Origin of the sequence: Glaciecola sp. KUL10, from assembly GCF_003203515.1 — a bacterium.
In the GTDB taxonomy this organism is placed as follows: domain Bacteria; phylum Pseudomonadota; class Gammaproteobacteria; order Enterobacterales; family Alteromonadaceae; genus Glaciecola.
On record NZ_BGNG01000014.1, the window covers coordinates 18,897 to 35,049 of the forward strand.

The 16,153-nt window shown below is 41.4% G+C and carries 13 protein-coding genes; 1 reads left to right on the plus strand and 12 read right to left on the minus strand.

Annotation, left to right across the window (positions count from 1 at the left end; all coding sequences use genetic code 11):
• Positions 1–100: 100 nt before the first annotated feature.
• The 9 genes from relA to pdsR form a co-directional block, all read right to left on the minus strand.
• Positions 101–2,254 (minus strand): GTP diphosphokinase, encoded by a 2,154-nt coding sequence (gene relA, locus KUL10_RS17065; protein WP_110430168.1) that lies wholly within the window; start codon positions 2,252–2,254, stop codon positions 101–103.
• Positions 2,255–2,391: 137 nt separating this feature from the next.
• Positions 2,392–3,846 carry a 23S rRNA (uracil(1939)-C(5))-methyltransferase RlmD gene (rlmD, locus tag KUL10_RS17070; RefSeq protein WP_110430169.1) on the minus strand — a complete coding sequence of 485 codons (1,455 nt, stop codon included), beginning with the start codon at positions 3,844–3,846 and terminating at the stop codon, positions 2,392–2,394.
• Positions 3,847–3,855: 9 nt separating this feature from the next.
• Complete coding sequence (gene acpS / locus KUL10_RS17075; RefSeq protein WP_110430170.1) at positions 3,856–4,287, minus strand: holo-ACP synthase; 432 nt, start codon at positions 4,285–4,287, stop codon at positions 3,856–3,858.
• Positions 4,288–4,326: 39 nt separating this feature from the next.
• Complete coding sequence (gene pdxJ, locus KUL10_RS17080) at positions 4,327–5,073, minus strand: pyridoxine 5'-phosphate synthase (protein WP_110430171.1); 747 nt, start codon at positions 5,071–5,073, stop codon at positions 4,327–4,329.
• A gap of 59 nt (positions 5,074–5,132) precedes the next feature.
• On the minus strand, positions 5,133–5,876 hold the full coding sequence (gene recO / locus KUL10_RS17085) for a DNA repair protein RecO (RefSeq protein WP_146216803.1): 744 nt from the start codon (positions 5,874–5,876) through the stop codon (positions 5,133–5,135).
• Positions 5,873–6,154: a hypothetical protein gene (locus tag KUL10_RS17090; protein ID WP_110430173.1), complete on the minus strand. Its 282-nt coding sequence runs from the start codon at positions 6,152–6,154 to the stop codon at positions 5,873–5,875. Before KUL10_RS17090 ends, recO begins: the two co-directional genes overlap by 4 nt.
• An 85-nt stretch (positions 6,155–6,239) precedes the next feature.
• Positions 6,240–7,955, minus strand: a complete 1,716-nt coding sequence (gene recJ, locus KUL10_RS17095; protein ID WP_110430174.1) for a single-stranded-DNA-specific exonuclease RecJ — start codon at positions 7,953–7,955, stop codon at positions 6,240–6,242.
• Between the two features lie 18 nt (positions 7,956–7,973).
• Positions 7,974–10,181, minus strand: coding sequence for a proteobacterial dedicated sortase system histidine kinase (gene pdsS / locus KUL10_RS17100; protein WP_199509306.1), 2,208 nt, complete (start codon positions 10,179–10,181; stop codon positions 7,974–7,976).
• On the minus strand, positions 10,178–10,897 hold the full coding sequence (gene pdsR / locus KUL10_RS17105; RefSeq protein ID WP_110430175.1) for a proteobacterial dedicated sortase system response regulator: 720 nt from the start codon (positions 10,895–10,897) through the stop codon (positions 10,178–10,180). Before pdsR ends, pdsS begins: the two co-directional genes overlap by 4 nt.
• Before the next feature lie 236 nt (positions 10,898–11,133).
• Between pdsR and pdsO the strand changes: the two genes are divergently transcribed.
• Positions 11,134–11,910, plus strand: a complete 777-nt coding sequence (gene pdsO / locus KUL10_RS17110) for a sortase-associated OmpA-like protein PdsO (protein WP_110430176.1) — start codon at positions 11,134–11,136, stop codon at positions 11,908–11,910.
• 120 nt (positions 11,911–12,030) lie between these two features.
• Here the strand turns inward: pdsO and KUL10_RS17115 are convergent, their stop codons facing one another.
• From KUL10_RS17115 to KUL10_RS17125, 3 genes are all read right to left on the minus strand, one after another.
• On the minus strand, positions 12,031–14,508 hold the full coding sequence (locus KUL10_RS17115) for an EAL domain-containing protein (protein ID WP_110430177.1): 2,478 nt from the start codon (positions 14,506–14,508) through the stop codon (positions 12,031–12,033).
• The gene (locus tag KUL10_RS17120; RefSeq protein ID WP_110430178.1) at positions 14,505–14,927 is read right to left on the minus strand and encodes a BLUF domain-containing protein; all 423 of its coding nucleotides are present in this window, start codon (positions 14,925–14,927) and stop codon (positions 14,505–14,507) included. The genes KUL10_RS17115 and KUL10_RS17120 overlap by 4 nt, the downstream gene beginning before the upstream one ends.
• Before the next feature lie 143 nt (positions 14,928–15,070).
• The gene (locus tag KUL10_RS17125) at positions 15,071–16,090 is read right to left on the minus strand and encodes a lysophospholipase (RefSeq protein WP_146216804.1); all 1,020 of its coding nucleotides are present in this window, start codon (positions 16,088–16,090) and stop codon (positions 15,071–15,073) included.
• Positions 16,091–16,153 lie beyond the last annotated feature (63 nt).

A 16,153-nucleotide genomic window follows, 5' to 3' on the forward strand; every position in this document is an offset into this window, starting at 1 on the left:
ATAGCTAATCGATTAAGTAACCTACAAGTAGGTATAAATAGACATACTCAACTGCCGAATTTTATAACTAAGCTCTTAATTAATTGTAACTTTTTTAAATTTAAACCCGTGTAACTTCATTAATACTACTGATTTGTCTTAATTTATCAATGGTTTTAGAAAGTGACTCTGCATCACTCACTTCGATCGTCAGTTTAATATGGGCAGTGTTTTGCGCTTTATTACTCAAACTATTGACGCCGAGTAAGCCTACTTTTTGGTTTGACAGGACAGTGGTGATGTCGCGCAGCACTCCACTTCTATCTGCACAAAATACATTCAACTCAGTTTGGAAACTTCTTTGTTGTTCATCTGCCCAACTTACGTCTATTTCCCTTTCAGGGTGTTGATTTAATAAATGCTGCAACTGATTACAATCCTGTTTGTGAACACTTACTCCCTTTCCTTGGGTTATATAACCAAGTATCGGCTCACCTGCGACGGGCTGACAACACTTTGCAATTTGACTTAATAGATTGCCGACTCCTTCAGCAATAATCGGTTGATCATGTTTAGCTTTACGCACTTTTTTCGGTTTAAGCGGGATATCAACTAGCGTATCTTGCTCGGGCTCAATCTTGGGTTTTGGCTCAAGATAATGCACCACAGACATCACCCGAAGATCGCCGGCACCTACAGCAGCATAGAGGTCATCAAGCGTTTTTAAATTAAACTTTTCACATGCATCAACCGCTTTTTTAGGATTGATTTCAGCTTTAATCAGTTCGCGCTCAAGCAGCTCTTTACCAGCTTCCGCGTTTTTACTTTTATCTTCTTTTTTGAAGAATGAATGAATGGTCGCTCGCGCCCTCGCAGAATGCACAAAGCCCAAACCAGGATGCATCCAATCGCGTTTAGGCGCAGGATGTTTGCTGGTGAGCACTTCTACTTGATCGCCACTTTGCAACTTATAAGTAAAGGGCACAATGCGTTTATTGACTTTAGCACCATTGCAGCGATGACCCACATTACTATGGATATAATATGCAAAATCCAGCGGGGTCGACCCTAGTGGCAAGTCAATTACGTCACCTTTCGGGGTAAAGACGTACACACGATCATCAAACACTTGGCTTCTGAGTTCTTCAACTAAGTTACCCGATTCTGCCATTTCGTCTTGCCACTGAAGTATTTTGCGCAGCCAATTCAAACGTTCTTCTGAGCCCGCGCTTTTGCCTGCACTGCCCTCTTTATACTTCCAATGCGCCGCTACGCCGAGTTCAGCATCTTGGTGCATTTGTTGAGTGCGAATTTGAATTTCTACAGACTTGCCTTTAGGCCCTATGATAACCGTATGAATACTCTGATAACCGTTTTGCTTTGGCGTCGCGATATAATCATCAAACTCTTTGGGTAAATGCTTCCACTTAGCATGCACCGTGCCGAGGGCCGCATAACAATCCTGAAGACGATCGGCGACTATGCGCAATGCTCTAATATCAAAAAGCTCATCAAAGCCAAGCTGCTTTTTTTGCATCTTTTTATAAATACTATAAATGTGTTTGGGGCGCCCGATGACTTGTGCGTTGATGTTTTCGGAGTCTAAGAGTGCTTGTAACTGCTCAACGATATCTTCTATGTACTGTTCACGGGTAATGCGCTTTTCATCTAGCATCGATGCAATTTTTTTATATGTATTTGGATGCAAATAGCGAAACGATAAGTCTTCTAGCTCCCACTTTAACTGACCAATACCCAACCTATTGGCAAGCGGTGCATAAATAGTTGCGCACTCCTTTGCAACCAAGACTCTGGTTTCTTCGTCTTCTTTTTTGACTCGGTGTAAAGTGCATATACGTTCAGCCATCTTAATTACTACGGCACGCACATCCTCAACCATTGAGAGTAACATGCGGCGCAAGCCATCTATATGCTGTTCATTTTGTTGATGTCTGGCTTGCAGGGTTTTTATTGCATCCATGCGCCTTACACCCATAATTAGCGCGCATATTTTCGCTCCAAAGGCTTCGCTTATCTGCTCTTCAGAGTATTCATGTATTTGGCAATAGGGATAAACCAGTGCAGCTTGAAGCGTTTCATCATCCATATGGAGTGCATTTAGAATTTCAACCATTTCTTGGCCGATCAACAATATTTCCGGCGTGTCCGAAATATCCCTGATTTTAGCTCTGGTTTTTTCGTTAACGTCCAAATTTGCAAGCCACTCGCTAAACTCTGGTCGTTGCTCTTGATGTACGCTCCGGATAGAAACCATTGTTAATCCTTAATGTGGTTCTGCGATATTGAAATACTTAAATTGCTTCGGTTTTTGATCTAGCTTTGCGTCAGCGTACGCATGCATACCCGTGATCAATATGCGTTGCTCTAGTTCTTTACACCCGCTCTAGCTCTTCACACTCGCTCTAGCAGTGCCATCATTTCTATATGCTCCGTAAAAGGGAACATATCGAGGGCTTTAATTTGCTTGATTTGGTACTTTTCGTCGAGACAATTTATGTCTCTGGCAAAACTAATAGGGTTGCAACTGACATATAAAATACGCTTGGGTTTAAGTTTACTGAAAACCTGCATTAATTCCAGTGCGCCTTGTCTTGCTGGGTCAATAATAAAGGTGCTGTTTTCTGGTATATTTAATTCCTTGAAGGCATCTACATCACTGAGATCGACATGCTTAAACAACACATTAATTAAGCCGTTTAGCGCTGCATTTTGCTTGCCTAGTTCGACCATTTCAGCCACGCCCTCTGCAGCGATGCATTGTTTGACATCATTTGCAAAGTGCAAAGAAAAATTCCCCAAGCCTGCGAACAAGTCAACTAAGGTATCGTTTTTTGTCAACGACAACCACTGTTTCGCCGTTTTGAGCATGTCAATATTGACCTTGGCATTCACTTGAATAAAGTGATTTGGCGAAAGCATAATGTTAGTTTCACCATCATCACAAATACTAAAACTGGCATTTAATTTCTGGCACTTAGCTAAGTTCGCTTTGGCATCGACCAAGTTCGATAAGCTCACTAGTGACTTAGGTGATGACTTTTCATAAGATTCAGGCAATTCTAAGGTGAGTTCTAAATCAATCTCGCGCGTGGCTTCTTTAAGTTGAGTTAGGGCCGAATAATCAGGAGCCTTGGTAAGGTGCAAACAGACCTGTTGCCTCTGTTTGTCGCTTAATACGGTCATATGACCTAGCATTTTTACAATGGGTAACGTTTTTAAAACCTGAGTTAATGCGAACAAAGGTTCTTGAATCGGTGTGTCTAAAATAGGACAGACATTGATATCGATTATCTTATTCGATTGTTTGGCACGATAACCAATTTTCACTTTGCTGGCTTGCCTTGAATCGATGCTTAATCTGGCTTTACGACGATAAGCTATCGCAGGGGTTTTAGAGGCCTTAGGATCTGTGGCTATCGATGTTCTTACCGTATCATCGTATGGTAAAACATCGTTGAATGATACCGACGGGGGAAAAACCGAGTCATCAAGGTTTTTGCGAAGAAACACCTCTAGCGCATCTTGTTTGACTTGGTATTGATAACTTGCCGAAAAGTCTTGCTGAGAACAACCGCCACACTCATTGTAGTGCTGACAAAAAGGTGCACTACGATGCTCATTGGCTTTGAGTACCTTGACTATTTTAGCAAACCAAACACGTTGCTTTTGTTCGGTTATCTGTATTTTGTACAGCTCACCAGGAACCGCATTTGCGACGACGATAATAGGCTTGTGAGTCAGACAGATGCCTTTTCCGTGATGGTCAACGGTATCTACAGCAATATCTAAAACAGGCAATCTAGTCGTTTTGTTATTTCGTTTCTGCGCCTTGAAAAACTGAGCCATGTCTATTGTCTAACCCGCTTCCAAGATAACAGTCGCAACAGCATAGTTCTGCTCATCAGATATAGAGAGATGCGCGCCCGTGACGCCTTTTTCTTCAAAGAGTTCTTTAAGTCTACCTGTGACTTTTAAGAAGGGTTGCCCCGTTTCATAGTGGGCGACTTCTATTTGATGCCAACTCACGCCGTTACCTATCCCATTGCCAATTGCTTTAACGGCCGCCTCTTTGGCCGCAAAACGCTTTGCTAAAAATCGGCATTGCTTAGCAACGCTGGTATTAACTTGATTATCGCGTGTCAACACACCACTGAGTTTAGATAACTGCATAAAGTCACGAAACTCAGTTTCATTCAACACTCTTTTTGCCAACGAATCTGATTTTTCTAAACTGCTTTCCAAACGCACTATCTCAACGATATCTGTGCCAATTCCTACAATTGCCATAATGTTTTCCGTTATCTTTAGTGCTTTTTGCTAACTAAGCTAGATTTTGCCTATATCAGAACGCGCTTCTTGCATTAACAAGCGCATATCTCTCACCGCTTTATCAAGGCCATCAAAGGCTGCACGAGCAATAATACTATGACCGATGTTTAACTCAATCAGTTGGGGGATAGCTGCAATCGGCTTCACGTTGTGATAATGCAGACCATGCCCAGCATTGACTTTCAGTCCCAAGCGATCAGCGTACTCGATGCCTGTTATTAACTTTTCAAGCTCATGGTGAGCTTCAGCTTCATTTTTTGCCTCAGCATATTGCCCAGTATGGATTTCAATATAAGGTGCGCCCGCTTCAACAGCCGCTTCGATTTGAGACTCATCGGCGTCAATAAACAATGAAGTAAGCGTGTTATGAGCAGCAAGTGATGTGCATGCATCTTTTATCTTAGCGAGATTACCCGCCACATCCAACCCGCCTTCGGTAGTCAGCTCTTCGCGCTTTTCTGGCACTAAGCAACAGAACTCAGGAGTCACTTTGGCAGCAATCGCTAACATTTCATCGGTCACAGCCATTTCTAAATTCATGCGCGTGTTCAGCGTTTGTTTGAGTAAATACACATCATGATCTTTAATATGACGGCGATCTTCGCGAAGATGAATAGTAATGCCGTCTGCACCAGCTCGCTCTGCTACATCGGCAGCATGAACAGGATTGGGATATTGCGTACCTCTGGCATTTCGAAGTGTCGCGATATGATCGATATTCACACCTAATAATATTTGATTCATAGTAATCCTGTATGTAATAAGACGTAGCCACTAATTTTGACTGATTTCGCTAGAGAAACTTAGCCTTTCTTAGTTGAATTATAGCTAAATAGTTCACGACTTTTCAGAGGTTTATCACCTAAAAGTGGACTTAATGCTAAACGCACAATGCGCTTTGCTACTTGAAGTGAATGTTCATTCCACTCTTGAGCAAGCATTTGCTTGATGTGTAAACCCCGCATTCCCTGACCTACTATTTTTGAAGCAAGCAAGCCTTGCGAGGAGTCAAATTGATAATGGTGCTCATCTAAGAGTGGCTTATCAGCACTTACATCTAATGAAAGATCAGGTAGATATCCCAACATTTCCAACAAACTAAATTCGAATTGACGTAGCATTGGTTGCACTTTTAAGAGCGCTTCAACGTCTTCTAATCCTGCATTTTGAATCGCAAACAATTTAGCTAAATTGATTTGATACGACTCAAATAAAGCGGCAAAAGGCTCAGCTTCGGGTAGGGTGCGACTGAGTAATTCATTAATGTAAAAGGCGCAATACAGCATATTGCCGGATAAAGCGATACTTTTTTCATTGGCTTCTATGCTACCAAGCGTCCTTAAGGAGCTTCTGCCCGATACCTCAAAACTCAAAAACTGCAGTGGTTGTAATAAACTTCGCTTATCAGACTTTGCATTTCTCACGCCTTTTGCAACCGCCGAAACTTTTCCTTGCTCTTTACAGAAAAAGTCAACGAGCATACTTGTCTCTCGATATGCTCGACGATGAATCACAAATCCATTCAACGACTGTCTGTTAACGCTCAACTGGCTTTAATCCGAACCACTTTCATGGTTTCAAAGGTCATCCCTGCGACTATTTTGTTATCAGGATAATAAGTAAGATTGACGCGGTTGCCCACTAGACTCTTGTAGCGTTTTTTACGCTTAAAAATAAAAGGCACATCAATATCTTGAAGCATAATGGTATGGACTATCCAGTCATCTTCTTCGCGTTGCACATGCGATTGCACCTTCATGTTTTCTGAATGCGTGAGTTGCCTATGCTGTTGAAGCAAGCTGTCTACTTCTGATTTTTTAGGCATTTACTTGCGTACCCTTTTCTTTGTTTACCCATCATTATTTACTTAGCATTTTGCTTAGCGCTTTATACGCATGCTTGAATGTAAATTAAACAGCCTCTAAATAATCAACCAAAAGCTGTACGCTTACGTTGCCCCGAAAAGAATTAATATCTAGTTTATAGACTAACCGTACTTTCTGAGCCTCGGTATTCGGCCAGATTTTGGTATCGATATTAAATGCAATAGCATCGAACTCCGTCCCTTGTGCACTGACCACCATTTTAAGGTGTTTTTGACCCACGATCTTTTGTGTTATCAAATGAAAAACGCCTTCAAAGCAGGGTTCTTCAAATTGCTGGCCCCACGGTACCTTAATCTTCAATAAATGAGCAGTATCAAGGTTAATCTGCTTAACATCTAATGGACCGTCGCAAAATATGCTCGCATCTTTGGGCAAGTTTTCCATTGCTTGATGAGCATGGGCTTCAAATGCCTGTTTAAAATCACTTAGATGCACTTCTTTGATAGTTAAACCAGCAGCCATCGCGTGCCCACCGAACTTAGCGATTAAGTCTGGTGATTGTTTATGAATTAAGTCTAGAAGGTCACGCACGTGGACGCCTTTGATAGAGCGCGCCGAGCCTTTAATCAACCCCCCCTCATCTTGAGCAAAAACAATCGTCGGGCGGTTGTATCGCTCTTTAATTCTCCCCGCTACAATGCCGATGACACCTTGATGAAACTCTTCGTTATAAAGCACCAAACCACTTGGAATGTCTTCCTCGTTTAAGCTTAGTTTGTCTAACACGGTCTTTGCCTGCTCTTGCATCGAACTTTCAATTTCTTTGCGAGTTTGATTGAGGCTATCAAGGTTACTGGCATAAAGCCTTGCTTGATGTATATCGGGGGCGATCAGTGTTTCAATGCCCGTTGCCATATCATCCAGCCGCCCAGCCGCATTTAACCGAGGGCCGATAACAAAGCCCAAGTCACTTGCGCTTATCTTGTCTAATTCTCGACCAGCAACTTCAATAATCGCTTTGATACCGGGTCGTGTTTTACCACTGCGTATTCGTTGCAAACCTTGATGAATCAAGATTCTGTTGTTTTTATCAAGTGGCACAACATCGGCCACCGTGCCAACCGCGACAATGTCTAGCAAGCTCGCCAAATTAGGAGGCGTCATTTGTCGCTCTGTGAACCATTTGCTCTGATCGAGTACCGATCTAAGTGCAAGCATGACATAAAAAGCAACGCCTACGCCTGCCAAGTTTTTTGAGGGGAAATCGCAGTCAGGTTGGTTTGGATTGACAATTACATCAGCGTTGGGTAACGCGTCACCTGGCAGGTGATGATCAGTTATTAAAACTTTGAGCCCCAGCTCTTTTGCCAAGGCGACACCGGGTAGACAGGCAATACCATTGTCTACAGTGATGATCAATTTCGCCCCATTTTGATAAGCTAACTGCACAATTTCAGGACTCAAGCCATAACCAAAATCAAAGCGATTGGGCACAAGGTAATCAACTTTGTCGTAGTCAAATAACTTAAACGCCAGCTTACACAAGGCAGTACTGGTGGCACCGTCTGCATCAAAGTCACCGATAATGCAAATTTGTTCTTGCGCACGCATTGCGCTTGCAATTAACTCTGCCGCCTTTTGCGAGTTATATAATTCGCGAAAATGAGCGAGCCCTTGCGTTGTTAACGTAACTTCATCGAAAGATTGAATACCTCGATTGCGATATAAACGGTCTAAAATACTGGGCAGACTAGGGTCGAGTATCTGCTCTTGGCTGGGCTTTCTGTATTCTATGCGCACGTGTTTGTTCTTATGATGCTAATCTGCCCATAAGTTTATCATTTTGACGCTCACGACAACACCGCTTAAGTCACTTTGATTTTGAATTTCAAGGCGGGCGTGATGGAATTCGCTGATCATTTTTGCAAGATATAAACCTAAGCCCAAGTGTGCTTCGGTATTACCTGACGAGCTAGTCGCTTGATGCTTTTCACTTCTTACAGAAACCATCGAATCCATGAGTTCAGCGGTCATCTTATTTGGCAATAATTGACCTTTGTTACTGATAAATAGATCAGCGTGCTGTGAATGCATCACTAAATTGACAAAAATCGTTGAATCAAGCTCGCTAAACTCCACTGCATTGCTGATTATTTTATCCAACATCTGCGCAAATAGCTCAGGGTTACCGTTAACAAGGCATTTTTTCGCGTCAGTTTTCAATTCAAATGAGCGTTGGCTGTGCGCTAATTTATAGCCTTCGATACAGCCGGTAAGCAACGCTAATAAATCGAATTTTTCTAGTTCGCTGTGTTGAATGGTTTGCTCAAGACGTGTTGCTTCACTCATTTTTGTCAAGATAGTACTGAGTCGTTTGATACCGTCCTGAGCACGTGTGACATAGACTTCAGCATCGTCGGCTCTAGGGTCCAGTGCGAGCAAATCTAAACTAGAATTTACAATAGCCACCGGCGTTCGAAGTTCATGTGACAAGCGAGAAGCCATGTTCTCTAGGTAAACATTATACTGACTCAGCCGACTCAATACGTTGACAAATGTACGCGAAAGGTCGCCAATTTCGTCGTTTTGCATCGAAGGTGTCATACTTGCCTTAATTTTGCCGTTACTGTCAATTGCATTTTCGGTCTCATTTCTGAGTTTTCGAATGCGGTTTGATATACGTGTTGAGATTAAAAGTAGCGATAAACTGCCAACAACAACAATCGCCAGAATAAAATGGAACAGTTGTTCTAATGCTTTATTTCTTAGTGTGCGAATACCATTAGTGGTTTGCTCAACGACCACTGCCCCCATTACTTGACCGTCAATAAAAATAGGGTGTGCGGCCGATAAAATCACGGCCTTGTTATCGCTACTTAAACGCCAAAGTGTGTTGGGTGTGCCTTGCAAAGCGCTTTCTAAATCCTGACCGACCAAGGCAAAGGCGTCTCGTAATTCATCGACAAATTGATTAGGTGGCCGCGTAAGGACACGATAATACAAGGGAAGCAAAATATCTTGCTCCACAACGCGCCAAAGCCCATTTAATGTCCATTCAATTTCAATATTATTGCTAGTGTTAAGATCTGTTCGCTGTTCAAACCCTACTTGCTTTTGTATATCGCCACTTCGTGCCAACACTCGACGATGCTTATCGACTACCCAAACTCTGGAGTTTGCGTACTCTAGCCCTTTGATTATTTGTTCAATTTGCGGAGATGGCAGAAGCACTGTGCCTAGTTCATCAACTTGTGTAGGGTCAGCTGTGCCAATTGTGTATTTCACTGTCCGTGTTTCGATTGAATCGACATCAGAAATCGCAAACGCGATCTGACCGTTCAAATAGTCTAAAGGCAGGCGTAATTCTATATTGTACCCAGTTGGCGAAATTTGCCATTGGCCTTGAATTTTGCGCTCTAGAGTTGCAGGTCTGTCTTGACCATCTAGTAAGTAAGCATTTACCCACTGGCTTTCGAAGGGCGCAATAATGAAGCGTTTAAAACTATCGTCAGGCAGGCTTAGCCCAATTTGTAAAAAGTCGTTCCGATCAACATCTAAGCTATTTCGAGCACGAAAAACAACTTCATCATCTTGTACTTCAAATACGGCATACAAAAAATCACCGTATTGACCCACCATATGCTTAAACGAGAGGCTATCAAGGCGATATTGCTCACTAGGATTAATGAGGTTATTTTCGCCGTAATCGAGCATCAAGTGGCGATATTCGCTCCAATCCGATAACTGGCCGTCTAAACGAATAGGCGAATCAATTTTATGTGCATATAAGTCACGTCCCTCTTTGACATCTTTTAAAAAGGCGGATTGGCTATCAAACAATTGCGGACGTTCGTGCAAGGCAGTTGCTACCGCTCGTGCTGTGCCTACCATCGTTTGCTCTTGCCCGAGGCGCAAATATGACTCTAGTTCCCATACATATTGGTAGCCAAGATAGGGCACCGCCAACAAAAATGACGCGCTTAGCAATAATTGTGCTCGCAAACCAAAACGAAGACCTTTTATCATGCGACGTCAGTACCATGCGTAGTAGACATTTTCCAACGATAACCCATGCCATAAACGGTTTCGATCCTGTCAAACTTTGCGTCTATTTGTTCGAATTTTCGTCGAATGCGTTTAATATGAGAAGTAATAGTCGTATCGTCTACCACCATGTTGGATTCATCCATCAACTGCTGTCTACTTTTAACATGCCCAGCGTGTTTGGCAATGGCATAAAGCATCCAAAACTCAGTCACTGTTAATTCAATCGCATGCTCGCCCCAATTCACTAACATCCGCTTTGCATCAATACTAAGCAGCCCTTGCTTGATAATTTCATCGTTTGACTGCGCCGTCGATTGAATTAACTCATTGCGACGAAACAAGGCCGCAATCCTAGCAAGCAAGTGCGGTAAGCTAATATCCTTTGTTAGGTAATCATCAGCCCCCATGCGCAAACCACTTATCGTATCAAAGTCATTGTCACGCGCAGTAAAAAAGATAATCGGCAATTGTTTTGAGGCACTTCGCAAGCTTTGGCACAAATGAAATCCACCATCTAACTCATCTTCAAGCCCAATATCTATAATCGCGAGATCGGGCAGTTGTGCTAACAGGCTTTTTTCAGCATCTTTTCTGTTTGAGAATGCTTGTACTTGATAGCCCTGCTTACTTAATGCAATGATGTAGTTTTCTCTTAAAGATCTGTCATCTTCGACAAGCGCAATCGTTTTGCCCATTTGAGTGTGAATACCTGTGTTTTGTTTATGCTTCTACTATAAAGCCTTTTTCACGGTGTTAAAGCGCCGCGGCGCAATTTCCATTTTTTCGCCACAATTCACCCAAAGATTGCCATTTTATTTCCCGCGAATAGCCCTTTTCTAGTTGTTTAATAGCTCCATCGAATCAACACGATTAAATAAAAAACGACGCAAGTTAATTACTTTATAGAACCAAACGTTCATTGGAGAACATCATGAAAAATTCAGCTAAAAAAACACTGATCACAACATTTACTGCAATCGCATTAAGTACAAGCGCATTTTCTAGCTTTGCAGCCAAACACGAGCCGCTCACTGATAAGCAAGAAGAAATAAACCAAGCGGTTGGGCTCGGATCGGGTCTAGTGTTGGGTGCGGTAGTAGCAGGCCCCTTGGGTGCAATAGTCGCTGGTGTAGTCGGCGCATTAATTGGAGATGACATTAACGACACGCAAAAGATTAAAGATAGCCAATATGCACTTATGGTTAAACAAACCGAACTTCGCGACATGCAAGTTGCATTTAATCAACTGAAGACAGAAAACCAAGCACAACTGGCCGCTTTCGATAGTATTTTGGAAGACAAACAAACAAAGAGTGAAATCGTATTGCCCGAAATTATTGCAAATATTCAATTTAAAACGGCTTCTTTCTTGATTGAAGACCATTATAAGGCGCAACTAGACATAGTTGCAGAGCAATTAAAGCAAAATAAAAACCTAAAAATAGAGCTCTCAGGCTTTGCAGATCAACGAGGCGACTCAAATTACAATCAAATTTTGTCTGAGCAACGAAACGAATCAGTCAAAAATTACTTACTTAGCCAATATGTTGATGAAAAACAAATCATCTCACAAGCGTTTGGCGAATCTCATATCGCTAGCGAGGCTGATACCAGCTATGAAGATAACTTTTTTGATAGACGTGTGATGTTAAAGGTATCTTTTGATCAAAATGCTGAAATGACGGCTGCCACGCATACTGATTTGTAATAGAAGTATAATTCGGCAAACATTACATTGGGTGTAAAGTAGTTAAATCTTGAAGATCGTCTTCTTTACACCACTTTTCATTGAGAATAGGTATTCTTGTCTTAATCAAAGAAATTACATTTAGTTATGTCGATGCTCTTTACTGCTACTAAGTTTCTCAAGCAAGCTTTCGATTGCCGAGCTATCCACTGGCCGACTAAAATAAAAACCTTGTAGCAAAGAGCATCCCAGTTCTTCAAGCACCTTAACATGTTCCTCTGTCTCCACCCCTTCAGCAACACATTCAAGATTTAAGGAATGGGAGAGCATAATGATCGTATCAACAATAGCCTTTGACTTACTATCATTGAGCATATTGAGCACGAAACTTCTATCAATCTTTAGCACGTCTAGCGGATAACTTTTGATATATGACAAACTAGAAAAACCGGTACCAAAATCATCAAGTGATAACTTTAAACCTAATGCCTTAAACTTACTAAAAATATCTAGTGCAATCTCATTATCAACTAGCACGGTTTCGGTGATTTCAATTTCCAGTAGTTCGGCGGGAAATCCAGATTCACTCAGTACTTCCTCTACCGTCTCGACAAAACTTGTATTGAACTGAAGCGCAGACACATTGATTGATAGGCTAAGTGTTGGATTGTTCGCATGCCATTTTTTCACTTCTCTGCAAGCTGTACGCAATACCTTTTCACCCAATGAGATGATTAACCCCGTCTCCTCAGCCAAAGGAATAAACTCACTTGGCATGATGATGTGATCTGCACCTTTGTGCCAGCGAACAAGCGCCTCTACCCCGCTAATTCGTCTAGATTTACAATCAAATTTGGGTTGATAGTAGACCCTAATATCCTGATTGCTAATAGCAGTTTCAAGCTCTTTTACTGAAAACAAATACTGGGCGAGTTCTTTTTCGATTTTTGCAGAATAAAAACGAACATTGTTTCGCGTTTCACTTTTTGCTTTGTGCATTGCCGCATTGGCTCTTCTATAAAGAGTATGAGCGTCTTGTGCATCTACTGAAGAGAGTGCAACCCCCATAGTAGCAGTAACTTGCAAACTTAAATCACTGGTTACACACCATTTTTCTGTAAACGCCTGTAACACCCGAGTACAAAATGCCTGAACATGATTAGCATCTGCGACATTATTTAGAAAGAAAACAAACTCGTCGCCCCCATGGCGCGATAGTGTGTCTGTCTCTCTTACGAACTCATTTAAGAATAGTGCGACCTTCTTCAACAATAGATCACCAATCGCATAGCCATGAATATCATTGACCTTTCGAAAATAATCTATATTCAGAACGATAATAGCGATTTGCAGGTCATGTCTAGTACACATATGCATTGCTTGTTCAACGCGATCAAACAAGAGCACATGATTTGGCAACTTGGTCAAGACATCATGATTCGTAACGAAGTTCAATTCACGTTCAGCTCGTTTTAAATTGGTGACATCATGAAAGGTTATTATGGCACCAGTTAACTCGCCTTTGGCGTTACGAATTGGCGCACTTGATTCTTCAATATCAATTTTCCTAGACTGAGGACCGACCAACGAAGTTTCAGGTGCGCTCTCAATGACTCTTTTCTCACTGAGCACAAATTGCACGGGGTTGATAAGCGGCTCTGCTGTCACACTATCAATAAGCTTCATTACCTGTTCAACGGGTTTCCCATATGCGTCACGTTTAGGTACTCCTGTCATTTTTTCTGCAATCGGATTCATAAACGTAACGGCGCCGTGAAGATCAACGCAAATAACAGACTCTCCAATAAAATCGACAACTTTAACCAGAGTACTATGATCTCGGTGTGGTGCTTGTAATTCTGATTTGAGCCTAGTCAAATCGGTAATAAGTAGAATAAAACCGGATTGTTTTTCAAATACTTTATCGCTAACGAGTGAAATTGATACAAATTTCGACTCCGAATCAGTCACTTCAATCTCTGTTTCAAATGAAACCGTCCCTTTCAGTTTCATCGTTATTAACTTGGGTTGGACTTCTCTAAAAAGTGATCCCTTCAGTAAGTCTGATAGATGCAATCCGATTGTCTGCTCGGGCAAGGTAAACCAGTCTTCGTTTTCATCATTACTATAAATGAGCTTTAAATCATTATCCCAATAAGACACAAAATTGGGTAATTTAGTGACTATATTCTTATATATTTGAGTTGACGCGATAAGACGCTCTTTGTGCTCAATAAGCTCTAACTGTATGCGAACACGCGCGGTGACAATATCATTGTTTATGGGCTTTCTAATAAAATCGACGCAACCTGCCTCGAAGGCTTCAGTCTCAATATTGCTATCATCAGAAGCGGTGATAAACAAAATCGGTACCGAAGCAAGTGCATTATGGGATTTGAGTGTCTTACAGAGCGAGATACCTGAAATATCTGGCAAGCCAATATCGAGCACAATTAAACTAGGTAATACGTCCTCAGCAATTTTTATCCCTTGCTTTCCATCTGTTGCAAGATAAATTGAACCGAAAGATGAAAGAGTGCGCCCCAGAATTTGCAAAGTAGATGAACAATCATCAATTATTAATATGCGCTGCGAGCGAAGAGCGTCTCTATTCTTCATCTCTCACCTTCAGTGTATTCATCAAGGCAAAAGCGAGTGATTAATTCGCCGACCAAGCCACTTGGGACTTCACTGATGACTTCACCCAATAGATGCTTATTTTTAAATAAATTTAAACGTTTCGAATCAACTTCTTTTAAGGACATAGACCAATCATTAAAAGTCCTATGGCTTATATTGCCGACGTGTACAACTAAAACATCGGTATTACGTGGATCGTTTTTAATTTTGGATAGGAGCGCTTGAATGTTGCCCTCAGGGCCTTCAAGAACTTGTAAGAAGTACTTTTCTTGGTCGAATAACAAAATCCCAGTAATGTCCATTAAGGCATTATTTTTTCGAGCCGTGCTTACCAATTCCGCTAATTCAGAAGTTGAAAAGGCCTTAGTTGCCTCACTAATGTAAACCAGTTCTTGCATCCAACTTGACTCTAAATCAAAAAGTGCTTTGATAGCATAACGCTATCAAATTGTTGGATTTTTGCCAAATTTTTTAATTATCTAACCATCCTTTAGCGTGATATTACGTGTAAACTGAGGTTCTGTTGGCATCGTTTTTTAGCTTAGTCCTTAGTCTGCTCTAAACAATCTTTGTCTTCAAAATCACACAATAACCCTATTGTGCCAACATCATCGATAGCCACCGAATACTCAAGTAAATCAGACACAAAATCAGCCAGAATAGTTCTGCTCATTAACGCCATCATTTCAATATGATTTAAGTTTTCATAAATATTCAATGCTAAGTGTTCATTTTTGACTTCGTTTAAGGTCGTAAAATCGACTACCTTGTCTGCTCGAGACGCATAGATGAATGTCGGTGAATTAACCGTTTGAAGTTTTATTGGTAAGGCAGTGTCTACTGACGTCGTGCCAGATCTTTTGTAGATAAGCTCGATTGCTTCTTTGAGCGTTTCTTCTGAAACAAGAGCACGATAAAAGGCATTGTTATAATGCATTTCGTAAATGGCTTTGGTGGAATATTCAAAGTCGGTCATTGGCGCGAATAGATATAGCCGTATATTGTCTATCTCCCGCTCAAGCGCGTGAGCGGCTAATGCGCCCATTGAAAACCCGATAGCATGGACCTTTTCAGGTCGAGTTTGTTTAATTTTTTCTACGATTGGAGAAATGTAGTCAAGACCGAATTGAAAACGCCCTGATTTTTCCGCACTGGGAATAACAATGACATTCGCCCCTGTCATTTGATGTAACCATAGTTGATGTATCAGTAGTATTTGTGTGGGTTGGCTATAACCTGCAAAAAGTAAAATTAAGTGGTCTTCTAAAGGTTTTTCTTGATTCTCACTGTTTAATGAAGCGGAGTATCGCCAAATTTTGTGGTTATCATTGATTTTGATATCAAATTTAAGAGCGGTTTCAGTTACATCGACGTTCTTTAGACCAACAACATCGATACAGTAATTGTTGTCGTCGCATATTGTGATTGTTTCAGCCCCTATATCAGAAAGATTTCCTGTGATACTAGACGCGTGGGCCTTTGTAATTTCTTTAGCGACGTATGAAGCACAACCGCTCAAAGCAATTAACATTGTGCAAAGTGCTGCTCCTTTTACTAGCAACTTTTTCATCCTATGAATTATTGAGTAGCTATAGCAAGTAGCGGTTATGCGAACGAATATTTA